We start from the raw sequence: 24,977 nt of genomic DNA on the forward strand, positions 1-24,977 counted from the left end.
CGGTTACTCTATAGAGTTTTACGGTGTAGACCAATGAATAGAGTGAAAAAGGGGTTGAATGAATGGGATTATTTCAATTGAAGGAGGAAGAGTATCCGTTTAGCGAAGAGGATTTCGGTCATACGGAGCTAAGGCCTAACTACCGGATTGATTTACGGAACCCGACGAACGATGATCTGGACAAATTTATTAATGCAAACCTTGTTTCGGATTGGTCGCAGCTTACTTGGAAGGACGTCGGGAAGCCATATGAGGTGAAGTCTGTTGCCAAATCTAAGAAAGAATATGAGAAGGAATTTGGGAACATGTCCGTCAAAACTTCTTGGGAGTTCTTCAATCGTTCATTTCATGAATGGTTTGTGAAGGATGTGCCTTCAGAAATGGAGAAAAATAAAGCCGACTTGAAAAAGTATTTGTCACGTTTTCAGCTCCGTGATGTAAAGCTTGCGCTAGGAGAAACGATGCGGCTATCCTTGTGGAATTATGCTCATCGAATAGAAGACGGGATTTGGGATCCTCGTGGAAAACGAGCTCTATTCGAAGGGCTTGATGTGCAAAAGCCACGCATTTTATTTCTAGGAGCAGCCGAAGGGTATGAGGCAATGCAGCTACAGGCGATGTATCCAGGTGGAGAGGTAGTGCTAGTCGATTATGATGAATTTTGTAAGACGGATCGCTTCGGGCATTTCCCTGAAACGTACCCATTCTTAGGAAGCAACCCTGCAACCGGTCAACCAAAGGTTTGGTATAAAAATCAAATGAACATCGAATATGTAGTTGAGGATATTCGGAAACTGCCGTTCGGAAAAGAATTCGATATCGTCATTAGCGTTGGACTTCTTGAACACTTCCCTGATGACTATAAACATGAAGTCATGGAATGGCACCGCAAATTTTTGAAGCCTGGTGGGTATGTGATCATGACGACGCCAAGACATCAGGTAAAATCTCGTCTGTTTTACATGATTATGGCTGATGTCATGAATCATACGTATCGCGAGTTGATGGACATTCGGCAGATGGGACTTTACGTATATGAAGGCGGATTTAATATTTTACGTCATGGTTTTATCAAGGTGCACAACGGGATTGTTGCACAGCTGAGGTAGCTAGTAGGAATTAGACAAACAAATTTTTGACTTTAAACTGAGAGAGGGTAGGATCCTCTCTTTATTCATGAATATTGTGTGTTTCGGTTGAGGAATAAGAAAAAGGTGATATTATGCTATTAGATGTATCCATTGCAATTGTTTCTAGTTTTTATAATAAAGGCTCTTTTCGTAAAGGTTGTTGCTTTCTTGACCATACTTATAAAGGCTGACATAATGCGGTCAGGAGGCGTTCAAGTATGTGGTTAGATGTTTATGAACATTTCAGCGAATTAACCGAATCCGAGCAATTAGCGTTGTTCAATGCAATGAAGCAAGACCTATTTCCAGATGACCCAAGCAAGATTACGAAGCTATTGAAAGATATTCGTGAAGCTCGTTTTGCATCTGGAATGGGTTGTGTTCATTGTGGAAGCACTTCTGTTAAGCGGAACGGCAAAATATAAAACACGCCAACGCTATCTATGTAAGGATTGTGGTAAGACCTTTAACGATATGACAAACAAGCCATTTTCAGGCTCTCGTTATCCTGAAAGATGGGTTAAGTACATTGAATTAATGGTAGAAGGTTATACTTTGCCTAAAATTGCTGAACGCCTTACATTGCGTTTTTCGGCTATGTTATTATACGATACCCCGTACCCTACACATCTCCACTGCATTTTATTGGAGACATAAAATATTGAACGCATTAGGTAGTCGAAGTTCGCTTTAATTAAGGGGTTAAAACACGAAGCGGTTAATGTTAGTAAAGAAGGGTATGTCAAAAAAGGCATATTCCACGTTCAACACGTCAATAACTTTCATAAACGCTTGGAAGATTGGGTGGTTAGGTTTCAAGGTGTGGCTACTAAATATCTTGATAACTACCTTTATTGGTTCCGTTGGCTTGAATTAGGGAAGAATATAGCATTTGAAAAACGAGTAGAACAACTGCTTATTTCAGCGTGCCGAAAATCGAATAAAAATACAGTTGAAGCTCTACGAAAAACTGCATAATAAAAGCCCCTAAAAAGAGTCCTTATTAATATAGTAAATTCACTGTAACCAATCCTATGATGCTAATACTGTACAACGACCACGCAATGATTTTGTTATTTTTGGATACCTCCTTGTTCTTAAATACTTTGATAAATTTGTATGACATAAATAAAAACGCAAATATAGATAATAAGAAAATTTGGCTCATTTTTTATAGACCTCCATTTAATGGCAAATTTTTGATTTATTTCTATATTAACAAAAATTTCAAATACATCAATATTTAATAGCAACAAAGTTTACGAAAACAACCTTAATAAAAGATTGTTTAAGATCCATGGACTAATAAGCTGATGAGTAAAGTCCAAGAAAGGAACCATATATGACGATCCCAATTTTAGAAACAAAGTGATTAAAATTGGTAGAGATAAAAAAAGAGCATGCAAAAAGGATTTATGAAATCCTGTCTTTAGAAGAGGTCACAAGACAGTATGGCATGGACTCTGTGAAAAACTTAGAGGATGCTTATGAGTTAGTGGACTTGTTTAACTCTAACTTTGTAGAAAAGCGAGGAATGCGTTGGGGCATTGTCATAAAAGAATCCGATCTGTTCATAGGCACAATCGGTTTAAATGCGTTGCAAACGAGACATAAGAGAGCTGAGATTGGCTATGAAATTCACCCGGATTATTGGCGTAAAGGGTTTGCTTCAGAAGCGGTGAAAGAAGTTTTAAGGTATGGATTTGAAGAGCTGGATCTGTATCGGATCGGAGCCGTGACGTTTTTGAACAATGAGGCCTCTTCTAACTTATTGTTGAAGCTGGGATTTCAAAAAGAAGGATTGCTAAGGGGCTATATCCATCAAGGAAATGCCTCTCATGATACGTTTGTGTTTTCGATGATTAAACAAGATTGGCTGAAAATGCAACAGATTTGAGAGAGCATCTGGTGATAGAGGGATTAGTGTAAAAGGTAAACTAAGACACATCAAAATAAAACCGTTTAAGTGGATTTATTGGCCATTAAACAAAAATATCGGTCGTCGTAAGGAATATATCGGTCATCAGAAGCAAAATATCGGTCGTCGTAAGGAATATATCGGTCATCAGCACCAAAATATCGGCCGTCAACTGGATTATATCGGCCGTCAACATTAAAATATCGGTCATCAAGCGGATCTATCGGTCGTTCCGATTAGGCGGTTGCCTTTACAGCTTAGAAAGGAGTTATTATGGTAAAGATATCGGTTCATTTGGCATTGCTTATTGAGAGTGTGCGAGCTAATGGCATCGATCAAGAAGAGATGCTTCATCTATTAGAGAAGCGTGATTATTCACGTTTCCAAGAGGTTTTGGAAGGTTTATCAGACTGGGAAGAGCTAGGTGAGTTTTATCATAATGACCCAAGCACATGTAAACGTGCCATTCTTGAAGGCTATCAAGTGAAGTTTTTAACCAAAGGCGGTTTAAAATCGTTTTTGAAAGTGAAATATCATCTTGAGGCCGGCAAAGATTTTGAGGAAGCCGAAAGTGCTTTGCATGGTATTCATCTGTCGAGTACTGACATGGAGACTCTTCGTTCAGCCCTCTCCATCAACTGGACCATTGTAGAAGTAGACTTTGATGAGGAGAAGGCTGTACATGTCATTCGTATAGAGCAAACCTATAAAAATTAAGGGGTTTGACCTTGGGGTCAGACCCCTTTATGCGCCCAAACAGAAACGCTTCTTCCATTAACAGGGAAAGTGGCGAATCCATTCTCTTCGATGAGAATACGTTCCGGTCGGTTATTCGTTAAATCGATCCATACTTCTCCTCTTCGATGTTCTCCGACAAACATGCGCTTTTCTCCATGATCACCATTAGATAGAACGACTGCACACCCGGAATCGGGAAATTCCCCAGTGCCGTGTCTTACCCAGCCAATGATATTAGGATGGTCAAAATAATCCCTTTGATCCCCATAAGCCTTGTGAAAGCGAGCATATAAAAGGGGATCGATTTTATTTTGGATGGAAGGTATGGGTTCGGGTCCTCCTATACCGAAGTAATCTCCATAAAAAACACACGGATATCCATCCTTGCGAAGCAATATCAAGGCATAAGCAATCGGTTTAAACCAATCCTCCACCCAAGATTCAAGGGCTTCGTTAGGCTGTGAATCATGATTATCTACGAACGTTACGGCATGAAGAGGATGAGCTTGTACAATAGTTTGATCAAAAATGGTTCGTAAATCGAATTGTCGACCAGCTTTTGACGCTGAATAGAAATGAAAATGAAGCTGCACATCAAAAATATCGATTTGATAGTCGGTTTGACTGAGAAATTCCTGGCATACGGTAAGGTCCGATTTCCAAAACTCACCGACAAGATAGAAATTCTCTCCGCAATGCTTTAGCATTTCTTTTGTAAACTCATGGATGAAATCATAGTGAATGTGTTTAATGGCATCTAGACGAAACCCGTTGCACTGTAATGTATCAGCCAGCCATTTTCCCCAACGAATCATTTCTTTTCGGACATCGGGATGATTGTAATCAATATTGGCAAACATTAAATAATCATAGTTTCCAAACTCATGATCAACGTTTTTGTTCCAATCTTTATAATCTCCTAGTATGCGAAATACTCCAGTTCGTCCACTTTTTGCATCGTAATCCGTACCGTTGAAATGTTCAAAGCTCCATGTGAAATGGGAGTAGCGATTGCCTCTTCCTGGGAACGTAAACTTTGTCCATCCTTCAATAGTAAAGGGTTCTGAAATTTCTTCAGTTCGATCAAGCGGATTGACTTCAATCACAGAAAAAAGCTCCGTTTCATCCGCACCTGCCTTATGATTCATCACAACATCGACATATACACCTATTCCTAGCTCCCGACAAGCCTGTAAGGCCTCCAAGAGCTCTTCTTTTGTTCCATACTTCGTTCTTACAGTCCCTTTTTGATCAAATTCACCAAGATCATACAAATCATAGGCACCATATCCGTTATCGTCTTTTGATAATCCCTTTGTAACAGGTGGAATCCATACGCTGTCTATATATTTTTCTTTAAGAATAGGTGCAAGCTGCTTCAGGCGGTTCCAATGAGTACCGTCCGGTTCAACATGCCACTCAAAAAATTGCATCATGGTGTGATTGCGCTCCATTTCAATACCTCCCACCTTCACTATTTTTTCCTCTAGAAGCCAAATAAACACGTCTGCAATCTTAAGAAAGTCTTAAGATTTATACTCACTGATTATTAAGATTTTCTGACTACAATGATATCAGAAAATACAGAAATGATATAATTTGGAAAGGAGAGTGAGAGAAATATGAATGAATTTAATGTGCTGGTTGTTGATGATGAAAAAGAAATCCGTGATGGAATTGAAATATATTTGAAAAATGAAGGCATTAAAGTCATTAAAGCTGCGGATGGAATTGAAGCAATCGAAAAACTAAATGAGCACACGATTCATCTCATTATTTTAGATGTCATGATGCCGCGGATGGACGGAATCTCGACGACTTTTAAAATTCGTGAGCAGAAGAATATCCCGATTATCATTTTAAGTGCCAAGAGTGAAGACACCGATAAAATCCTTGGGCTGCAGGTTGGGGCTGATGATTATGTAACGAAACCGTTTAACCCGCTTGAGCTTATTGCCCGGGTAAAATCACAGCTGCGAAGATATGTCAAGCTTGGTACATATGAGGGGAAAAAGCAGGTAATTGATCTAAATGGCTTGACGTTGGATCAAGAGGCGAAAGAGGTCAAAATACATGGCGACCCTGTGAAGTTAACACCGATTGAATATCGGATTGTCGAACTTTTGATGACGAACGCAGGACGGGTTTTTTCCATTAATGACATTTATGAGCGGGTGTGGAAGGAACCTAGCTATAACGCTGAAAACACAGTTGCGGTGCATATACGGAAAATTCGTGAAAAAATTGAAATTGACCCAAAAAATCCAAGATATTTGAAAGTGGTGTGGGGAATTGGATATAAAATGGAAAAATAATAGGATGATTGCTGTTTGGTTTGTATTATTCATATTCGGATTAAGCAGTGTGTTTTTCATTTTGACTAACAATGAATACATGAGAAAAGATTACTTTCATTCGATGCAATTTGAGGATGAACTTAGGGTTTTTACAGAGCTATTAACTATGTTTGAACTGCTAGACGAGACGAAAGCTGAGCTGAAAAATAACATAACTGTGACAAGGGAAGAGATAGACGAGCACCGTTTTCGTTATGGAACTTTGTCTGAACAGATTGCAAACATTAAAGCTCAATATGAGGGAAAAATTGCAGATGCTTTAGCCGCTAACAGCAAGGAAGTTGCAGAGGTGTATCAGAAGGAAAGAGACGAGAAAATCCAAGATATTACCAAAAACTTTAAAAGCGATGAGCACGTAAAAGCGAAAATTGTAAAAGAAAAAGAACAGCAAATAGAAGACTATTTCAATGAAATAGAGAGACAGCGTCCGGAATTTTTAGAGAAGAAACAAACATTTAAATATTATTTGCAGGAGAGGGACTCAGGAAAGATTTACACAAATCTTAACATATCTTCAAATGAATCTGTGAAGGACTATATGAATGATCAAGACATGCTGTTTATCAGGAGCTACCCTGATTCTTCTTCATCTTATTTAACAGTCCAGCTTCCATACATTGGATATGCTGATTTGAATCAGTTAATTTCAAGCAAAGAATTTGAAGGATATATTGCTATACCAAAAAGTGCACCAAAGACGAGCTATGTTTTACAAAATTATGAAAACTATCAAAAAGCGCGAATGGTCGTTATTGGGTTTTCCATTGCTGGAATCATTGCATTGCTGATTTGCTGGTTTTCTTATAAAAAAGTGCGTTTCCGAGAAGGGATTTCAAAATGGAAAGTTAAAGATTACTATAACAAGGTGCCGGTGGATGTTAGATCTGTTATCCTTGTATTTAGTTTCCTTTCCTACCAATTCAGCATGAGCATCGATTCGTTTTTCTTAACGAATGATTTATATTACTTTGTTCAGAATTATATCTGGAAATTATGTTTTTCAGGCATTTTTTTAGCCCTGACGGCTATACAACTCTTTTTTCTCGCCCCTGTATATAGGGATGGAGAAATACTAAAGGATGAATGGAATAAAAGCTTCATTGTAAAAGTTGCGAGATTGGTCAAACAAGCCTTTCTATATCGAAGCGTTGGGACGCAGATGCTTCTATTGTTAGGAATCGTATATGCTGCGGGTTTTGGATTAGGTATTGTGTTTGTAGAACCTCGCATGATTATTGTATATCTACCCCTGTTTATCATCTTTTTTATTCCAATATTATTAATATTGTTAAAAACCACGGCTTATTTAAATAGAATTTTGAAGCATACGAATGAACTAGCCCGTGGGAATTATGAACCGGATCTTCCGGTAAAAGGAAAGTCTGTTCTTGCAACACTTGCGGCAAATATTAATACATTGAAGCATGGCGTAAAGACTTTACAGCGAGAGCAGGCGAAAAGCGAGCGATTAAAAACAGAATTAATCACGAATGTGAGCCATGATTTGCGTACGCCATTAACGTCGATCATCACGTATAGTGAGCTATTGAAGAGCCCAGATTTAACGGAAGAAGACCGCAAGGCTTACGTGGAGATCATTGACCGTAAATCAAAACGCCTGAAAGTGTTGATCGATGATTTATTTGAAGCTTCAAAAATGGTAAGTGGCAATATTGAGCTGGTAAAAGAAAAGGTGGATATTGTTCAGCTTCTTCAGCAGGCATTGGCTGAACACGATGAGAGCATCCAAAAATCCACGCTACATTTCCGAGTCAGCAACCTGGATCAGCCTGTATATGCCTACGTAGACGGACAAAAGCTATGGCGGGTTTTCGATAATTTGATTGGCAATATTCTAAAGTATGCATTAGAGAATACTAGAGTGTATATTTCGTTGAAAACAGAGCCTCATCGAGCCATTATTACATTTAAGAACGTGACTAAATTCGAGCTGGGGGATAATGTGGATGAACTCTTTGAGCGCTTTAAACGAGGAGATACGTCAAGGCATACCGACGGCTCGGGACTGGGTCTTGCGATTGCCAAATCCATTGTCGACCTCCATGAGGGCAATATGGAAATAGATGTCGATGGCGATTTATTTAAGGTGACAGTTGAGTTAGCCCGGATCAATCAGTAAATGTAGTACACGGTTTGGTTTCTTTTATGAAGCTAAACCGTGTACTTTTTTTAGAAATGGTATAAGCCCACCCTATTAAAAAATAAATGAGAGCCGGCTTGAGCCGGACTCTCATGAATGAATCAGGCAGCATGCAAACGCTACAGCGCCTAGCCATGATGGCAGATATATTACTACTGAAGGCCGGAATTTTGTTCCTAACGACCGATATATTGGTGCTGATGACCGATATATCGAAATGACGACCGATATATTGGTGCTGATGACCGATATATCGAAATGACGACCGATATATTGGTGCCGATGACCGATATATCGAAATGACGACCGATATATTGGTGCCGATGACCGATATATCGAAATAGAGCGAATTAAGGGATTCTCGTCCTGTATGTCATTTCCAATTTGTAAACATTACAATGCTCAGAGGATTTCTGTAAAATAATGTGATAGACAAATAGATGGGGGTAACGTACCTAATGGATACGATTCATTTTCAAGATAAAGTTTCATTTATTTGGGCGAATGCCGATTTACTTAGAGGTGATTACAAGCAGTCTGAGTATGGAAAGGTGATTCTCCCTTTAACGGTGATCCGAAGAATTGATGCCGTTTTGAAGCCGACAAAGGATGCTGTATTAAAACAGCTTGAAGAGCTAAAAGAGATGGGCTTAACCGTAGAGGATGGCAACTTTCTTCTTCAGCAGGCGGCACAGCAGCAATTTTACAACACATCTCGCTTTACGTTTGAATCGCTGTTAGATGATCCGGCGAATATTGAAGATAATTTTAGGGATTATTTATACAGCTTTTCAAGGAGTGTAAGGGATATTATCGAGCATTTTGACTTTGATAAGCAAATCAGCCGTTTAGCCAAGTCCAATCTGCTTTATTTGCTTGTGCAAAATTTCTCGACATTTGATTTACACCCTGACACGGTTTCTAATATTGAAATGGGCTATATTTTTGAAGAGCTGATCCGCCGATTCTCTGAACAATCCAATGAAACGGCAGGGGAGCATTTTACCCCGCGAGAGGTCATTAAGCTCATGGTCAACTTATTATTCATAAATGGTACAGATGAGCTCACTAAGCCGGGCGTCATTCGTTCAATATATGACCCGGCGTGTGGAACGGGCGGCATGCTTTCTGTGGCGGATGAATATATCCAAGACCTTAATCCCCAAGCACAACTTTTAACGTTCGGGCAGGAGTTAAATCCGGAGTCTTACGCGATTTGTAAGTCAGATATGCTATTGAAGGGCGATGATCCTGAAAATATTAAGCTAGGAAACTCTTTTTCCGAGGATCAGCTCGCTCATGAAAAATTTGATTATATGCTTTCTAACCCTCCTTTTGGGGTGGAGTGGAAAAAGGTACAGGATACGATTAGACAAGAGCATGAAACGCTTGGATATGAAGGACGCTTTGGAGCGGGTCTTCCACGTGTATCAGACGGATCACTTCTTTTCTTACAGCACATGATATCCAAAATGAAGCCTGCTAGTGAAGGTGGCTCCCGTATTGCGATTGTCTTTAACGGTTCTCCTCTGTTTGCAGGAGGAGCGGGAAGTGGTGAATCGGAAATCCGCCGCTGGATCATCGAAAACGACTGGCTGGAAGGGATTATAGCGCTTCCGGATCAATTGTTCTACAATACCGGCATTTCGACATACATTTGGATCGTGACAAACAATAAAGAGCCTAGACGTAAAGGTAAGGTCCAGCTCGTTCAGGCCACTCATTTCTTTCAAAAAATGAGAAAATCACTCGGTCAGAAACGAAAAGAGCTATCAGATTCTCAAATTCACGAAATCACAACTTTATATGGCAAGTTTGAAGAAGGAGAATTCGTGAAAATCTTCGACAATGAGGATTTTGGCTATAGAAGGATTACAGTGGAAAGACCTCTTCGCCTTAAAGTAGTTGTCACAAGAGAAAAATTCTCTACACTTGAAGAACAAACGGCTTTTGCTAATTTAGCCAAATCTAAGAAAAAAGGGGAGGCCGCTCTTTTGGAGGTACAGGCTGGAAAGGAGCAGCAAAAGCTTATTAAAGATGTACTGTCGTCTTTTGAGGGCCAGGTTTATATGAATCGGGACAAGTTTATCCATGACTTGAAAAATGAAGCAAAAGCACGAGATGTGAAGCTGAGCGCGGGTTTAATTAAAGCAATCGTTGCGGTATTCGGTGAGTATGATGAAAAGGCGGAGCCGGCAAAGGATTCTAAAGGAGCTTTTGAGCCAAATCCGGAACTTCGAGATTTTGAAAATGTGCCGCTAAAGGAAGATGTAAACGAGTTTTTTGAGAGGGAAGTCAAGCAGTTCGTTGAAGATGCGTGGATTGATCATGAGAAGACGGTAATAGGCTACGAAATTCCATTTTCCCGTCATTTTTATAAGTTCACTCATTTAAGGACAGCTGCTGAAGTTGAACGAGAGCTAGAAATCTTAGAAGAACAATCTCGTAGTTTGATGAAAGGGTTGTTTAGCAGACATGAATAATAACTATCCTTGGCTCCGTGGCTTAAGAAAAGACTGGAATGTTACGAGAGGTAAATTTCTATTTAGACATCAAAAAAGAATTGCCGGTGAACTTCACGAACAATATAAACGATTAGCTTTAACCCTTGATGGGGTTGTCGAGCGCTCAAAAGTAGATGCAGATGGGCTCCAGCCAGCCGACTATTCTACGTATCAAATTTTTGAAAAAGGTAATCTGGTCTTTAAATTAATCGATTTAGAAAATAAAAAGACAAGCCGGGTTGGGCTAGCACCAAGTGATGGCATCATGAGCCCGGCTTACATCCGGCTTGAAAAAACGAGTGAAAGCATTCTTGAGGAATTTGCTCATTATTATTATCTATCCCTTTATTATCAAGATGTGTACCGAGATATTGGGCAAGGTGTAAGAAGCTCTCTAGGTGCTGCAGATTTACTAGATTTGCCTGTACCGACTCCTGCTCTTCATGAACAAAAGAAAATCGTAGAATTCCTGGATAAGAAGCTTGAGAAAATAAAGCGACTAAAAGGAACCATGAAGCAAAAACTGGAGAGACTCTCCGAATACCAGTTTGCCCTCATATATGAGGCGGTGACGAAGGGTTTAAATCCGGCAGCAGATATGAAAGAATCCGGGGAAGCTTTAATTGGAAAAGTTCCGAAGCATTGGAAGCTGATTTCTCTTAAGCTTACTGCTCAATTCGCAAGCGGAAGCGGCTTTCCGGAAGCTTTACAGGGAAAAACGGAAGGGGATTTCCCGTTTTTAAAGGTGAGCGATTTAAATATTCCGGATCTAACCGTAGAACGTGCAAATAACTATGTTACAAGAAGTGAAGCGGCAGAGCACAGATTCACGATTGTTCCGGCAGGCAGTATTGTGATGCCGAAAATTGGAGAAGCCATGCGCAAAAATACGCGCAAGATGCTTGCTAGACCTTCCATTATTGATAACAATATGATGGCTATTATCCCAAGAGATACGATTGACCGTGAGTTTTTATTTTTCTGGACCATGGTGTTGAAAACGGATTTTTACATTAACCCAGGTACGGTCCCTTCTCTGAACGTATTCGAATACAAAAATCAAAAAATCACGCTGCCGCCGCTTGATGAGCAAAAGAAAATCGCCAGCTATCTTAAAGAAAAGCTGAATTATATAAAAGAGCTTACTGAAACCATTCAAAAGGAGCTTACAGAGCTTGACGAATATCGTGCTTCTCTGGTGACAGATGCGGTAATTGGAAAAATCGAAATCGGAGAAAAAATGATGAAGGGGTGAGAGATTTGGCGATCGATCAATCGGAAAAAGCTCTCGAGACGGCCATTGAAAGAGATTTACTAGAATTAGGCTATGTGAAAGGGTTCGGTTACAACCGGGAAACATGTCTCGACCATGAAACGGTGCTATCTTTCATAAAAGAAACGCAAGCTGCTACATGGAAGAAGCTTGAAAAGCACTTTAAATCAGAGACAGGAAGCCAAATCATCGCAAGACTTTCCAAGGAATTAGAGCTCAGAGGAACGCTTGACGTTTTGCGGAAAGGAATGGATTTGTTTGGTCAGCAAATCAAGCTTGCCTATTTCAAACCGGAGCACACTTTATCCAAGCAGGCGATCGAACGCTATAAAGCAAATCGGCTAACTGTCACGAGACAGGTTTTTTATTCGGTTCATCATAACAATTCTCTTGATATGGTACTAGGCGTTAACGGAATTCCGGTTGTTACGATGGAACTGAAAAACCAACCGACCGGACAAAACGTTCGTCATGCTATACGCCAGTATAAAAAGGATCGGGATCCAAGAGAGCTCATGTTTAAGTTTAGAAAGCACCCGATTCTTATCCATAAAAAAAGCTGATTTGTATATGCATCCACATACAAATCAGCTTTTTTACTTATAGTTTAAACGAACTTTTTAAAGAAACAATTCGGTTGAAGACAAGTTTGTCCTTTGTTGTTAACTTAGGATCGACATTAAAGTATCCGTGACGGAAAAATTGGAATTTGTCATGAGGCTTCGCATCCTTCATATTTGGTTCAACAAAGCCTTGCGCTATTTCAAGAGAATTAGGGTTCACTTGGTCTAAGAAGGATTTTTCCTCACCTTCTGCAGCTTCTTCTTGATCGTCTAAAATAAGTGGCTCAAACAAACGGAATTCAGCAGGTAATGCGTTTGTCGCTTCCACCCAGTGAATGGTTCCCTTTACTTTGCGTCCTGTGAAGCCGGTGCCGCTTTTTGTTTCTGGATCATACGTACAGCGAAGCTCGATCACATTTCCTTCTTCATCTTTAATGACTTCTTCACACTTGATGAAGTAAGCATGCTTTAAACGTACCTCGTTTCCAGGGAAAAGGCGGAAATATTTTTTCGGTGGATTTTCCATGAAGTCATCCTGCTCGATATAAATTTCACGGGAGAAAGGAATTTTTCTGATTCCCATTTCCGGGTTTTCTGGGTTGATTTCTGCATCAAGCATTTCCACTTGTCCTTCTGGATAATTCGTAATAACAACTTTTAGAGGTTTAATAACCCCCATTGTACGCGGTGCTTTCAGCTTTAAGTCTTCACGGACAAAATGCTCAAGCATTTGTGTATCTACCACACCTGCTGATTTGGACACACCCGTCTCACGACAGAAAGCGCGGATTGCTTCCGGTGTATAGCCTTTTCTTCTAATACCAGAAATTGTTGGCATACGTGGATCGTCCCAGCCATCGACAAACCCTTCATCTACAAGTAGTTTCAGCTTGCGCTTACTCATTACTGTGTTCGTTAAGTTCAAGCGGGCAAATTCATATTGCTGCGGCTTGCTTTCTGTTTCACAGTTTTCAATGACCCAATTGTAAAATGGGCGTTGATCCTCAAACTCCAGCGTACAAATCGAATGGGTAACGCCTTCAATCGCATCCTCAAGCGGGTGAGCAAAAGCATACATCGGATAAATGCACCATTTGTCACCTGTATTATGATGAGTGGCATGTGCGATTCGGTAGATGACAGGATCACGCATGTTAATGTTTGGAGAGCTCATATCAATTTTGGCGCGCAGCACCTTTTCTCCATTTTTGAATTCCCCGTTGCGCATACGTTCAAACAGATCCAAATTCTCTTCAACAGAGCGATTGCGGTACGGACTTTCCTTACCAGGCTCCGTCAACGTTCCACGATATTCGCGAATTTCATCAGCAGAAAGATCATCAACATAGGCAAGCCCTTTTTTAATAAGAAGGACAGCCTTTTCGTACATGATTTCAAAATAATCGGAAGCAAAAAATAATCCGTCCCAATCATAGCCAAGCCATTTTACATCTTCTTTAATGGCATCAACGTATTCTTGATCCTCTTTTAATGGATTTGTATCGTCAAATCGCAAGTTTGTTTTACCGTTAAATTCATCAGCAAGCTCGAAATTCAGAACAATGCTTTTGGCATGTCCAATATGTAAGTATCCGTTCGGCTCTGGCGGGAAACGAGTCACAATGGTATCATGCTTTCCGCTTTTTAAGTCTTCAATGATAATATTCCGAATAAAGTTTGATGCGTTTGAAGTGGAATGACTCACTTTTTTTTCAACCTCTTTCGTTATGGTTACCTAGTATTTTACTTGTATATATAACATAAGTATAGCTATTTTACCATTCATCTTGGCTGACAAGAAAGACTATCCTTACATTATGAAAAAAAGACAAGGATTTTATACATTTATACAAATAAATCCCCGCCTATTAAAGACAGGGAATTTTCATTTAATTTAACGAGAAGAACCATTTCCAAAGTTTTTGGGATTTTTTTGTTGACCATTAGAGCAAGAAGGAATTCTTTATTTCTTGCTTTCTTTATGCCAAATAAGAGCAATCGTTCCTTCTCCAGCATGTACAGCAATGGTTGAACTGAGTTCACCTATTACAATATCAAGATTTGGATATTTTTTTCGAAATTCGTTAGCATACTCTTTAGCTTTTTCCATTACATTTCCATGCATAATTTGAATTTGTGAAATATAGTGTTTTTGATACGCTTCATCAAAAAGCTCAAACAGTCTTTTTGTTGCTCGTTTCTCTGAGCGTACCTTTTCAAATAATTCAAATGCACCGTTGTATATACGGATAATAGGTTTGATGCTCAACAGGTTCCCAAGTAGAAACTGTGTACCTGACATGCGTCCACCTTTATAAAATTGATCAAGATTACCTAGCAGGATGTAGTTTTCGTTCTTCAACGATTCCTCGTGAAGCTTAGAAGCTATAGTCTTTTGATCAAGGCCTTCTTTTTCCATGGCCAAGCCTTTTTCAATTAATGTGGTAATGGCATAAGACATGGCTCTGCTGTCGATCACATCCACATCAAAACCGGCCATCTCTGCGCCTGTTTTGCAGGTTGCTAATGTACCGCTCAATTTACTTGAAATGTGAACCGCTATGGCACCATCATATTTTTTTTTGAGCGTTTCAAAGAGCTCGACAAATTTACCTACAGGAGGTTGAGATGTTTTGGGAACTTCCTTGTCATTTCGAATATGCTTGTAAAGCGTATCCGTTGTTAAATCTACTCCATCTTCATAGACTTTATCATCAATCGTAATTCCAAGTGGAACTACGTACAGGTGTTCATGATTCTTTAGCTCGTCTTTTAAAAAAGCAGTACTATCTGTAATCCAAGCAATTCTTTTTTGAGTCATAATACTATTAATCCGCCTTTATAAGTTTTTCTTCGTTATGTTTATATCATAATACGTATCTATCATTACCTTTATTTTGGCATACTTCTATATTGTACTATTTTTTTTACCCTTTCTCTAAGCCTTTTTTAAAGGAAATATAAGGGTTTTCATACTTTTGATAGCCCTTTCATTATACACGAAATGTAAAGTATAGAGAGAAAATATTATTCAAACAATAATTTTTATAGGATAAAAAATTCACAAATTATTTAATTGTTGAGAAATTTGTAGAAAATTGTTTTCTTTTCTGTATAATATTGTATTAAAAAATTGTTGAGGTAGGAAAATGGAGAATAAAGTGAAACAAAGAATCCAGGCATTTCAGGAAGAAAATAAAGACCGTGCACGACTTCTTATTAAATGTCCTGACCAACCAGGAATCGTAGCGGCAGTTACTAGCTTTTTATATGAAAATGGTGCAAATATCGTAGAGTCCAGTCAGTATTCCGCTAATCCGGAAGGAGGCAACTTCTTTATCCGGATGGAATTCGATTGTCCCGGTCTTCAGGAAAAAAGAGCGCAGCTTGAAAAATCATTCGAGTCAATTTCAGATCGATTCCAAATGGAATATGAATTCCGCTACGTTCACCAAATTAAAAAGACAGCTATTTTTTTATCAAAGGAACCTCACTGTTTGTTAGAGCTGCTATGGGAATGGCAAAGTGGCGATTTAATGATGGACATCGTGTGTGTAATTAGCAATCATGAGGAATCAAGAGAAACAGTAGAAGCATTGAATATCCCTTTTTATTATATCCCTGCCAATAAGGATATCCGTAAACAAGTAGAGGAAGAACAGCTCAGAATTTTAAAGGAGCATAACGTGGAGTTAATTATACTCGCAAGATATATGCAAATTTTAACGCCGGAATTTGTTGCTCATTACCCAAATAAAATTATTAATATTCATCATTCCTTTTTGCCAGCTTTCATTGGGGCGAGACCTTATGAAAGAGCCTATCAGCGCGGGGTAAAACTGATTGGTGCAACGTCTCATTACGTGACGAACGATTTGGATGAAGGCCCGATTATTGAACAAGACATCGAACGAGTGAATCACCGTGATCGAGTGGAGGATTTGAAAAAAATTGGGCGCAGCATCGAACGGAGCGTCTTGGCTCGTGCGGTTAAATGGCATCTCGAAGATCGAATCATCGTTGACGGCAACAAAACGATTGTTTTTTAATCCTATCCAATAAATAGTTCCTCCCTTTTCTTGAAAAACTAAGATGATCATATAAAGGGAGGGGAGGAACCTATATGGATAAAAATGCACATGTTCGTCCCTTTTTCAGTATTGTGAGTGCACTTATCAAAATGCAAGTCTCTTCATTTAAGCGAAAATCTAGGTGATTTAAGCGAAAACTCCTTTGATTTAAGCGAAACACCCCTTGATTTAAGCAAAAATGCTAGAAGCAAGATTATTGTCCAGCTCTTCGGGTAAAATCATCTTCTTCGTCAGAGCTTTGCAGGCACTCCCTGCATTTTTACACGTCTAACCTAATCACCAGCTCTTCAGATCAATAAACTCCCCCTTCAGAGCAAACGGGAACTTCCCTCTTTTCTTATGAATGCACTTTTATAAATTGCTGAGCTTCAGTTTCGAACGGGTTTTCTTCGATTTCAAAGCCAAGGTCTTTAATGATTTCATAGTCTTTTTGTGCTTCTTGTCCACTTGTTGTTAAATAATCGCCTACGAAGATAGAGTTTGCAATAAACAGCCCCATCCCTTGGAGGTTTCTAAGGTTGTATTCTCTTCCTCCTGACATTCGAATTTCCTTTGTTGGGTTAACAAAGCGAAAAAGGGCTAAGATCTTTAAACAGCGAATGGGTGTTAATTCGTTTAGGTGCTCAAGTTTTGTACCTGGAATTGGATGCAAGAAGTTGACTGGAATAGAGTCAGCGTCTAGATCTTTAAGTGCGAAAGCCATTTCAATTAAATCATCATTGCTTTCTCCCATCCCGCAAATTACCCCAGAACAAGGAGAGATGCCAACGTTTTTCAAGATCTCTACTGTCTTTACCCTGTCATCATATGTATGAGTCGTTGTAATATTTTCATGGTGTCTAGCACTTGTGTTGATATTATGATTGAAGCGGTCCACACCGGCATCCTTCAATTTTTGGGCCTGCTCTTCTGTTACAAGCCCTAAGCATGTACAAATTTTTAGTTCTTGTATGTCACTTTTAATCGTCTCTACAGCAGAAATGACGGTATCTACTTCTCGATCAGTTGGCCGTCTTCCGCTCATCACAATACAATATGTACCGATTTTCTTTTTCTTTGCTTCTTTTGCACCTTCTACGATGGTTTGTTTGCTAACCAATTTGTAACGATTAATTTCTGTGTTTGCGTCCTTAGACTGTGAACAGTATCCACAATCCTCTGCACATAAGCCACTTTTTGCATTAATGATCATATTCAGTTTCACTTTTTTTCCGTAGTAATGATGACGAATGGAGTAAGCAGCGTCTAATAAAGCAAGTATGTCTGCATCATCACTATGCAAAATTTCCTTTGCATCACTTTTACTGAGAGAATATCCTTCATGAATGACTTTGTCCGCTAACGCTTTCCAGTTCAAAAAATCACCCTCCATTTTCAAAATGTTAACCCGATAATTAAATAGGTTAACAATAAAATTATAAAACAGGTATTCTAAAAACAAAAGAAAAAACTGGATAAATAGTGACGTTCACATAAAAAAACCGGGCTGCCCTTCGTATTTCACAAGGGGGCCTGGTTTTAAAACAGATTGTTATTCATTTAGCTTTTTTAATGGCTGTTCAGCAGGACCTTCTATTACATCCCCATCGATTGAAAAGCGTGAGGCGTGGCACGGACAATCCCATGTTCGTTCTCCTTCATTCCATTCTACCTCGCAGCCTAAGTGGGTGCAGGTTGTATCCACAATATGAAGTGTTCCACTTTCGTCACGATAGGCACCTGCACGTCTTCCTTGAAACGCTACAACAGATCCTTCGTCATTTTGCAGTTCATCTGCTCGCCTGAGCACCATTTCCACTTTGCCTTTTACAAGGTGTTTCGCAACGTCAACATTTTGGGTGATTAAATGCTTAATACTTGGGTCCGATTTGAATCGTGCAGGATGAAACAAATCAATATAAGGATTTTCTCGCTGTAAAATCGTATCCCGTAGAATCATACCTGCAGCAGTCCCGGTTGTCATTCCCCACTTTCTGAATCCGGTAGCTACGTAAATCTTTTGCTTTTTGGATGTGATTGGACCAATGTAAGGCATTTTGTCTAGCGTAATTAAGTCTTGAGTTGACCAGCGGTACGCGATTTTCTCAATCCCATAATGCTCCTCGGTAAAAGCCACTAACGCTTCATAATGTTGGATCGTAGGGATGCCTTGCCCGGTTTTATGACTCTCACCACCAACAAGCAGATAATTCTCACCATGCACCTTTACAGAACGGAGGGAGCGCGTTGGCTTATCAATGCTTAAATACATTCCTCCTATGAAAGGCTTTTTCGTTTTAACGGCAAGAGCATAGGACCTTTCTGCATACAAGCGGGTAAAATAAAAGCCCATTCCATCATAAAAAGGAAAGTGAGAAGCGATGACAAGATGGTCACAGGTTATGTGGAATCCTTGGTTTGTTGTAACGATCGGGTGATCTGCTTCCTCTACTTTTAAAGCCGTTGTGTTTTCAAAAATAACGCCGCCGTGCCGAATGAATTCATCTACCAGATACTTTAAATATTGAAGAGGATGGAATTGCGCTTGTTTTTCCATCACTAAGGCAGCCTTCACTTCAAAGGGAAGATTTGGCTTTGTCACCAGGTCGCCTTTTATACCCAGTTGTTTATAAGCTTGTACCTCTTTTTCAAGCTTTTGAATGTCAACTTCTGAGGTTGAATAGAGATAGGCATCCTGAAAAGAAAAATCGCATTCTATTTGTTTTGTTGAAACAGTGTTATGGATCCATGTAAGAGCCTCCATATTGGCTTCGTAATAAAGACGAGCGTTTTCCTCTCCGAAATGCTGAATATATTCATCATAAATCACATCATGCTGGGCAGTTATTTTGGCTGTCGTGTGCCCGGTTGTAGCATGTAAAATTTTCCCGGCATCAATAATTGCCGTTTTTACCCCTTCTTTTGCTAGAAAATAGGCTGTTGTAATCCCGGTAATCCCGCCTCCTACTACGAGTACCTCTACTTTTAAGTCTTCTTTCAACTGTGGAAAGTCCGAGAATGTGACCGAATCACGCCAATAAGGTTCCGGGTTACGAGGCAATTTATTTAGTTCTGTCATCATGATTCCTCCTAAAAACCGTTCTCTTAGATAAAATTTCCAAAATAAACAAATTCATTCCTAATTTTTGCAGTCAAGGTGCTACAATGAGAGAAGATGGGAGTGATCATGATGGGGAACCCATGGGATGCAGAATATCTTGTGACAGAGGAATTGGCTAAACAATTGATTGAAAGTCAGTTTCCTGAATTGAAGGGTGCAGATGTAAAACTTCTCGGAAACGGTTTTGATAATACTGTGTTTCAAATAAATGATACATATGTGTTTCGATTTCCAAGAAGACCATTAGCTGTCGGGCTGATCGAAACGGAAGGAAGGGTTTTACCTGAGCTCTTTAGATTCATATCCATTCCATATCCCAAGCCTATATTTTTCGGAAAGCCTTCAAATGAGTATCCGTATCCATTCTTAGGGTATGTAATGGTAAGAGGTGAGCTTCCTTCTAACTTGACACGTGAACAGAGAATACGTGCGGCAAAACCTTTTGCGTATTTTTTAAAATCGTTGCACAGCTTTCCGGTAGAAAGAGCTCTGGAGCTAGGTGTGAAATATGATGAAATGAGAAAGATGGATCTCTCGTATCGGAAGCCGATGCTTGACGAGCTGATTGAGAAATTACCGGCGTTAGGATTTCAAGAGGAATATGAGCTTGTTAAGGATTACTTAAACAAGGTTGAACCTTTCCCATGCCCGGAAGAAAAGGTTTTTGCTCATGGAGATTTACACTTTCGAAATGTGCTCGTTGACGAAGACGGGCATCTAGCAGGAATCATCGATTGGGGCGATATGCATGTGGGGCATCGTTCAGTCGATTTATCCATTTTATACGACTATCTCACGTCTGAAGGAAGAGAAATTTTCTATGAAATCTACGGTGAAATCGATAAAGAAACGAAAAAGCTCGCACGCTTTAAAGCCATGTTTACAACCGTTATTCTTCTTCTGTTCGGAGCCGATGTAAAAGATGATGCTCTTGTAGACATTGCCACTGAAACAATCCGGCTGGCTCTTGAAGGCGATTAAGATCATGCGCTCAGCTTAGAGATTTTCGCAGTATCTGGACTTTCGCTTAAATCAAAGGAGTTTTCGCTTAAATCAATTGAAGTTTTGCTTAAATCAATTGAACTTTCGCTTAAATCGAAAGAGTTTCCGCTTAAATCAGTAAGTCTTTCGGTTGAAGCACGGAGTTTTTTTGCTTAAACGACGTTGTCCGGATCACTTTAAAAGACTTTTGCTTTGGAAGATCTGCTAAATATATAAAAATACCAATCCGTTAGTGTTTCAAGGCTATATTTTTTCTAACTTGTTTGTTTATATCCTGGTAATCTATCTAAAAGTTCAGTTCATAAAAACGGGGGCGAATCCAAAATGGAATCGCCCCCTAATCTTATCAATAAGACATTCCTTTTATGTGAAACATAAAAGTCCCCTCTCCATTGTTAATAAAATACCAACTCAAAAACTAAATTATAAAGAAAGCGAGACTTCAACTACCACCCAAAATATATTCAATAGTAAGAAAATGAAAGTCCTATCAAAAATTACGCCCCAAGACTTAGCTTAAAATATAGCGGAGGTCGATTATGAGTGAGAGGAAATCTAGATAAGATAGAAACATGAAAGGAGGAACGCAAGATGAAAAAATTCGGATTGCTTTTACTAGGAGGAATTGCAGCGATTGCTTTTTTGGCAAACCTTGGACCGATGGTGGCGTTAGCAATAAGCCTTGTCGTTACGTATTTCGTAATCAGGGAATTTTTAAAAGCTGAAACAACCATGAAAAAAATCATGTGGGGCATCATTGGATTCATTGCCCTTACAGCCACTCTTTCCAACATCCCTTCCGTAATTGGGATTGCTGCTGCTTATGTTTTATACCTAGTCTATAAAAAATGGAACGAACCAAAGGAAATCGTTTCAGAAGATCACGACCCATTCAGAAATTTTGAAAAGCAATGGGCAGAGATGAACAAATACTAATCCAAAGGAGAGTATAAACCGTGAAAAACTTATTCACTCGTATCAAAAACACTATTTCAGCTGATTTGCATGAAATTTTGGATCAAAAGGAACAAAAAAATCCAATCGCGCTTTTAAACCAATACCTTCGCGAATGTGAAGCAGAAGCGGAAAAAGTCCGCAAGCTAGTAGAGAGACAATACCGTCTGAAAGCCGAATTTTCTCGTGAATACCAATACGCTCAAGCTATGGCACAAAAACGTTCTCGACAAGCGGAGGTTGCATTACAAGCTGGTGAAGAAACCCTGTATGAGTTCGCTTTGAAGGAGAAGCAACAATTTGAAGAACGCGAGGTTCGTTTAAAGGATTTGTTAAATCAAGTAGCGAAATCTTTAGAGGAGCTTGAACAAAAATACGAAGAAATGAAGCATAAGCTAAAGAACATGCACATTAAACGTATGGAGCTTATGGGACGTGAGAATATTGCGCGTGCCAATCAAAAAATAAATGCTGTTCTAGATTCTGGGAGCTATTCAGAAAAAGTATTCTCAAGATTTGATGAAATCGAACAATACATGGATCGTTTGGAGCATCAAGTAAACTCAGCTTATTACCGCAGCACGATTGATGCGAAAATAGCCCAAATAGAAAAAGAAATGAAAAATAAACAAATGGTATCAAATTCGTAACACAAACATGGTATCCTAAAAAGGCGTGGTGTACAATCTACGCCTTTTGAGTCATTGTCGTTCATTCATTGATTAATAGATTCTAAAACGTGTTTTAATACGTGCTGGAAGGAGGGGTTCCCATTGTATAAATCAAAAACAGATATGATGAGCTGGATCTTGATCATTGGCGTTATTTTGCTTTTGCTTGAAGTAACTTTTTTTAATGGGGGCCTCATTTTTTCCTTGCTTTTTTCAGGTGTACTCATCTATTTCGGTAAAAAAAGATGGAGTAAAACGTTTGGGAAGATTCTTTTTTGGATTGGTATTATTAGTGCATTGGTAACTGTACTGAACATGATGACATTCAAATTTTTTCTGATTGCCATCCTCATTTTTATTGTCATTCAATTTTCTCAGTCCAAAAAAAATCCGATTTTATTTCAGCCTGACTTTGAGAAGGATACCACCTTCGTTCGTGAGCAAATTTTGAAAAAGCCATTGATATTTCGGAATATGCTTTTTGGTCGGCAGAAAACACCAGAAGAAGTGTACGAATGGCAAGATGTGAATATACAGGTTGGTGTTGGGGATACGATTGTAGACTTAAGCAATACGATGCTGCCAAAGGGTGAATCGGTCATTTGTGTCCGGAACATCCTGGGAAGTGTGCAGGTTTTGGTTCCTTATGATCTGGAGGTCAGAGTCGTGCATTCTACCCTGGTTGGTTCAGCTGTTATCTTTCAAATGCAGGAGCCTCAAATCCTTAATCAAGCTCTCCAATTTGAAACCGCTGGCTATGAAACAGCAGATCAAAAGATTAAAATTGTGACAAGCATGGTCGTGGGAAGTCTGGAGGTGAAACGAATATGAGTATAGTGCCAAGGCAGCTTTTGTTGGGAATACTCTATTCGTTTTGCCTTGCTGTGTTATTCTCTGCTCTGTATTTTTTTGTATTTCCGGTTGAGGATCTAGCAGAGTTTTGGGAAAGAAAGGTAATGGACATTCCTTTTCTTTTGTTTGTGCCAACTTTAAGTACGATTATAGGTTTAATTGTCGGAGGAACGACAGGCTATTATTGGCGGAAGCAATTGAAGAGTATAGAAGATTCATTGACAGAGGTAGAAAACAGAAGAGAAATTCCCAACCAAGACAAAAAAAGCATTCCTGAGATAGAATCTATTTATCAAAAAATGAACAAGCTGAAGCAGCATGTATCCGAACAAATTGCTCTTACACAAAAGCTAGCAAATGAACGTGCAGAAGATCAAGAAAAACGCGTTCAGGAAATGGTTTCCCAGGAACGTAACCGGCTAGCACGAGAGCTGCATGATTCTGTGAGCCAGCAGCTGTTTGCCGCATCCATGATGATGTCTGCGATTACGGAAAGAAAACTAGAGGATGATTTTGAAGGAAAGCAGCTGAAAATGGTCGAACAAATGATTCACCAATCCCAGCTTGAAATGAGAGCCTTGCTGTTACATTTAAGACCGGTCCCTCTAAAAGGCAAAACATTGCAAGAAGGAATCAAGGAATTACTGATAGAATTATCCCAGAAGGTACCTTTAAAAATCACCTGGAAAGTGGAGGACATTTCTCTTGATAAAGGGGTTGAGGATCATCTATTCCGGATCCTTCAGGAGTCGGTCTCTAACACGTTGAGACATGCAAAGGCTTCGTCCCTTGAAGTGTTATTGATCTGCAGGGAAGGGATGATTATCATGCGCGTGACGGATGATGGTCAAGGCTTTGAAGTGGACACCTCCAAGACCGGATCTTACGGGCTACAAAATATGCACGAACGGGCCTTAGAAATTGGCGGCACATTAAAAGTTGTTAGTGTAATGAATAAAGGGACTCGCCTGGAGGTAAAAGTTCCCTTGTTAAAAAAGGATGGGTGCAATGATTAGAGTATTGTTTGTAGATGATCATGAAATGGTTCGGATCGGCGTTACTTCTTATTTATCTGCGCAGCCGGATATAGAAGTGGTTGGAGAAGCAGAAAATGGGAAAAAAGGCGTTGAGCTTGCACTAAAGCTAAGACCAGATATTATATTAATGGATCTGGTCATGAATGAAATGGACGGAATCGAAGCGACCCGCAGAATCATTGCAGAGTGGCCAGAGGCAAAAATTATCATCGTTACCAGTTTCCTAGATGATGAAAAGGTATACCCTGCACTGGAGGCTGGAGCAACGAGCTATATGCTAAAAACATCAAAGGCGAGTGAGATTGCTAATGCAGTTCGCTCTACTTATAAGGGCCAATCGGTTTTAGAGCCAGAGGTAACAGGAAAAATGATGAAAAAGATGCGGCAGCCTCAGAACAGTCAGCCACATGATGAACTGACAAACCGTGAAATGGAAATTCTATTGCTGATGGCTGAAGGTAAGAGCAATCAAGAAATTGCCGATGAACTGTTTATCGCTCTCAAAACCGTCAAGGTGCATGTAAGCAATATCCTAAGTAAGCTAGGTGTACAGGATCGTACGCAGGCTGTAATCTACGCATTTAAGCACTCATTGATTAAATAAGCTAAGGAGAATCAAAACAATT

General features: G+C 39.5%; 21 protein-coding genes and 1 pseudogene. 17 read left to right on the forward strand and 5 right to left on the reverse strand.

Annotated elements, in window-relative coordinates; genetic code table 11:
- Positions 1-62: 62 nt before the first annotated feature.
- The 4 genes and pseudogenes from GD441_RS07890 to GD441_RS07905 all read left to right on the forward strand — a co-directional run bounded on the left by GD441_RS07890 (position 63) and on the right by GD441_RS07905 (position 3,765).
- Positions 63-1,109, forward strand: a complete 1,047-nt coding sequence (locus GD441_RS07890; protein ID WP_153125478.1) for a class I SAM-dependent methyltransferase — start codon at positions 63-65, stop codon at positions 1,107-1,109.
- Between the two features lie 239 nt (positions 1,110-1,348).
- Positions 1,349-2,108 (forward strand): annotated as a pseudogene (locus GD441_RS07895) (transposase).
- Positions 2,109-2,508: 400 nt separating this feature from the next.
- Positions 2,509-3,027, forward strand: a complete 519-nt coding sequence (locus GD441_RS07900) for a GNAT family N-acetyltransferase (RefSeq protein WP_225434170.1) — start codon at positions 2,509-2,511, stop codon at positions 3,025-3,027.
- A 294-nt stretch (positions 3,028-3,321) separates the two neighbouring features.
- A complete protein-coding gene (locus GD441_RS07905) occupies positions 3,322-3,765 on the forward strand; it encodes a hypothetical protein (RefSeq protein ID WP_153125479.1) in 444 nt (147 codons plus the stop codon).
- Between the two features lie 17 nt (positions 3,766-3,782).
- On the opposite strand, the gene GD441_RS07910 is transcribed toward GD441_RS07905, so the two are convergent.
- Positions 3,783-5,240 carry an alpha-amylase gene (locus tag GD441_RS07910; RefSeq protein ID WP_153125481.1) on the reverse strand — a complete coding sequence of 486 codons (1,458 nt, stop codon included), beginning with the start codon at positions 5,238-5,240 and terminating at the stop codon, positions 3,783-3,785.
- 168 nt (positions 5,241-5,408) lie between these two features.
- Between GD441_RS07910 and GD441_RS07915 the strand changes: the two genes are divergently transcribed.
- The 6 genes from GD441_RS07915 (at position 5,409) to GD441_RS07940 (ending at position 12,644) form a co-directional block, all read left to right on the forward strand.
- Positions 5,409-6,101, forward strand: coding sequence for a response regulator transcription factor (locus GD441_RS07915; protein WP_153125484.1), 693 nt, complete (start codon positions 5,409-5,411; stop codon positions 6,099-6,101).
- Complete coding sequence (locus GD441_RS07920) at positions 6,079-8,283, forward strand: MFS domain-containing histidine kinase (protein WP_153125486.1); 2,205 nt, start codon at positions 6,079-6,081, stop codon at positions 8,281-8,283. The genes GD441_RS07915 and GD441_RS07920 overlap by 23 nt, the downstream gene beginning before the upstream one ends.
- 98 nt (positions 8,284-8,381) lie before the next feature.
- Positions 8,382-8,525 carry a hypothetical protein gene (locus GD441_RS07925; RefSeq protein WP_153125488.1) on the forward strand — a complete coding sequence of 48 codons (144 nt, stop codon included), beginning with the start codon at positions 8,382-8,384 and terminating at the stop codon, positions 8,523-8,525.
- Positions 8,526-8,762: 237 nt separating this feature from the next.
- The gene (locus tag GD441_RS07930) at positions 8,763-10,787 is read left to right on the forward strand and encodes a type I restriction-modification system subunit M (RefSeq protein ID WP_153125490.1); all 2,025 of its coding nucleotides are present in this window, start codon (positions 8,763-8,765) and stop codon (positions 10,785-10,787) included.
- Positions 10,780-12,063: a restriction endonuclease subunit S gene (locus tag GD441_RS07935; RefSeq protein WP_153125492.1), complete on the forward strand. Its 1,284-nt coding sequence runs from the start codon at positions 10,780-10,782 to the stop codon at positions 12,061-12,063. Before GD441_RS07930 ends, GD441_RS07935 begins: the two co-directional genes overlap by 8 nt.
- A 5-nt stretch (positions 12,064-12,068) precedes the next feature.
- Positions 12,069-12,644: a type I restriction endonuclease gene (locus GD441_RS07940; RefSeq protein WP_153125494.1), complete on the forward strand. Its 576-nt coding sequence runs from the start codon at positions 12,069-12,071 to the stop codon at positions 12,642-12,644.
- A 37-nt stretch (positions 12,645-12,681) separates the two neighbouring features.
- Here the strand turns inward: GD441_RS07940 and GD441_RS07945 are convergent, their stop codons facing one another.
- Both GD441_RS07945 and GD441_RS07950 read right to left on the reverse strand, forming a co-directional pair.
- A complete protein-coding gene (locus GD441_RS07945; protein ID WP_153125496.1) occupies positions 12,682-14,349 on the reverse strand; it encodes a glutamine--tRNA ligase/YqeY domain fusion protein in 1,668 nt (555 codons plus the stop codon).
- Between the two features lie 258 nt (positions 14,350-14,607).
- On the reverse strand, positions 14,608-15,465 hold the full coding sequence (locus GD441_RS07950; RefSeq protein ID WP_153125498.1) for a DegV family protein: 858 nt from the start codon (positions 15,463-15,465) through the stop codon (positions 14,608-14,610).
- A 328-nt stretch (positions 15,466-15,793) separates the two neighbouring features.
- Here GD441_RS07950 and purU point away from each other — a divergent pair, with 328 nt between their 5' ends.
- The gene (purU, locus tag GD441_RS07955) at positions 15,794-16,693 is read left to right on the forward strand and encodes a formyltetrahydrofolate deformylase (RefSeq protein WP_153125500.1); all 900 of its coding nucleotides are present in this window, start codon (positions 15,794-15,796) and stop codon (positions 16,691-16,693) included.
- A 379-nt stretch (positions 16,694-17,072) separates the two neighbouring features.
- Here the strand turns inward: purU and bioB are convergent, their stop codons facing one another.
- Positions 17,073-18,092: a biotin synthase BioB gene (gene bioB, locus GD441_RS07960; protein WP_276567784.1), complete on the reverse strand. Its 1,020-nt coding sequence runs from the start codon at positions 18,090-18,092 to the stop codon at positions 17,073-17,075.
- A gap of 174 nt (positions 18,093-18,266) precedes the next feature.
- Positions 18,267-19,793 carry an FAD-dependent oxidoreductase gene (locus GD441_RS07965; RefSeq protein WP_153125502.1) on the reverse strand — a complete coding sequence of 509 codons (1,527 nt, stop codon included), beginning with the start codon at positions 19,791-19,793 and terminating at the stop codon, positions 18,267-18,269.
- 111 nt (positions 19,794-19,904) lie between these two features.
- Here GD441_RS07965 and GD441_RS07970 point away from each other — a divergent pair, with 111 nt between their 5' ends.
- The 6 genes from GD441_RS07970 to GD441_RS07995 all read left to right on the forward strand — a co-directional run bounded on the left by GD441_RS07970 (position 19,905) and on the right by GD441_RS07995 (position 24,955).
- Positions 19,905-20,816 (forward strand): phosphotransferase, encoded by a 912-nt coding sequence (locus GD441_RS07970; RefSeq protein WP_191992127.1) that lies wholly within the window; start codon positions 19,905-19,907, stop codon positions 20,814-20,816.
- Between the two features lie 612 nt (positions 20,817-21,428).
- Positions 21,429-21,773 (forward strand): lmo0954 family membrane protein, encoded by a 345-nt coding sequence (locus GD441_RS07975; RefSeq protein WP_153125506.1) that lies wholly within the window; start codon positions 21,429-21,431, stop codon positions 21,771-21,773.
- 20 nt (positions 21,774-21,793) lie between these two features.
- A complete protein-coding gene (locus tag GD441_RS07980) occupies positions 21,794-22,441 on the forward strand; it encodes a PspA/IM30 family protein (RefSeq protein ID WP_153125508.1) in 648 nt (215 codons plus the stop codon).
- A gap of 123 nt (positions 22,442-22,564) precedes the next feature.
- Positions 22,565-23,293 carry a cell wall-active antibiotics response protein LiaF gene (gene liaF, locus GD441_RS07985; RefSeq protein ID WP_225434171.1) on the forward strand — a complete coding sequence of 243 codons (729 nt, stop codon included), beginning with the start codon at positions 22,565-22,567 and terminating at the stop codon, positions 23,291-23,293.
- Positions 23,290-24,330: a sensor histidine kinase gene (locus GD441_RS07990; protein ID WP_153125510.1), complete on the forward strand. Its 1,041-nt coding sequence runs from the start codon at positions 23,290-23,292 to the stop codon at positions 24,328-24,330. The genes liaF and GD441_RS07990 overlap by 4 nt, the downstream gene beginning before the upstream one ends.
- Positions 24,323-24,955, forward strand: coding sequence for a response regulator (locus GD441_RS07995; protein ID WP_153125512.1), 633 nt, complete (start codon positions 24,323-24,325; stop codon positions 24,953-24,955). Before GD441_RS07990 ends, GD441_RS07995 begins: the two co-directional genes overlap by 8 nt.
- Positions 24,956-24,977: the final 22 nt, after the last annotated feature.

The organism is Peribacillus tepidiphilus (assembly GCF_009466385.1).
Lineage (GTDB): Bacteria > Bacillota > Bacilli > Bacillales > DSM-1321 > Bacillus_BN > Bacillus_BN tepidiphilus.

Bases quoted from the DNA above. Each gene is read 5' to 3' on its own strand.
- GD441_RS07965 (WP_153125502.1), bottom strand. From the start codon at position 19,793: ATGACAGAACTAAATAAATTGCCTCGTAACCCGGAACCTTATTGGCGT.
- purU (WP_153125500.1), top strand. From the start codon at position 15,794: ATGGAGAATAAAGTGAAACAAAGAATCCAGGCATTTCAGGAAGAAAAT.
- GD441_RS07950 (WP_153125498.1), bottom strand. From the start codon at position 15,465: ATGACTCAAAAAAGAATTGCTTGGATTACAGATAGTACTGCTTTTTTA.
- GD441_RS07990 (WP_153125510.1), top strand. From the start codon at position 23,290: ATGAGTATAGTGCCAAGGCAGCTTTTGTTGGGAATACTCTATTCGTTT.
- GD441_RS07975 (WP_153125506.1), top strand. From the start codon at position 21,429: ATGAAAAAATTCGGATTGCTTTTACTAGGAGGAATTGCAGCGATTGCT.
- GD441_RS07970 (WP_191992127.1), top strand. From the start codon at position 19,905: ATGGGGAACCCATGGGATGCAGAATATCTTGTGACAGAGGAATTGGCT.
- GD441_RS07890 (WP_153125478.1), top strand. From the start codon at position 63: ATGGGATTATTTCAATTGAAGGAGGAAGAGTATCCGTTTAGCGAAGAG.
- GD441_RS07905 (WP_153125479.1), top strand. From the start codon at position 3,322: ATGGTAAAGATATCGGTTCATTTGGCATTGCTTATTGAGAGTGTGCGA.
- GD441_RS07915 (WP_153125484.1), top strand. From the start codon at position 5,409: ATGAATGAATTTAATGTGCTGGTTGTTGATGATGAAAAAGAAATCCGT.
- GD441_RS07995 (WP_153125512.1), top strand. From the start codon at position 24,323: ATGATTAGAGTATTGTTTGTAGATGATCATGAAATGGTTCGGATCGGC.
- GD441_RS07935 (WP_153125492.1), top strand. From the start codon at position 10,780: ATGAATAATAACTATCCTTGGCTCCGTGGCTTAAGAAAAGACTGGAAT.
- GD441_RS07910 (WP_153125481.1), bottom strand. From the start codon at position 5,240: ATGGAGCGCAATCACACCATGATGCAATTTTTTGAGTGGCATGTTGAA.
- GD441_RS07930 (WP_153125490.1), top strand. From the start codon at position 8,763: ATGGATACGATTCATTTTCAAGATAAAGTTTCATTTATTTGGGCGAAT.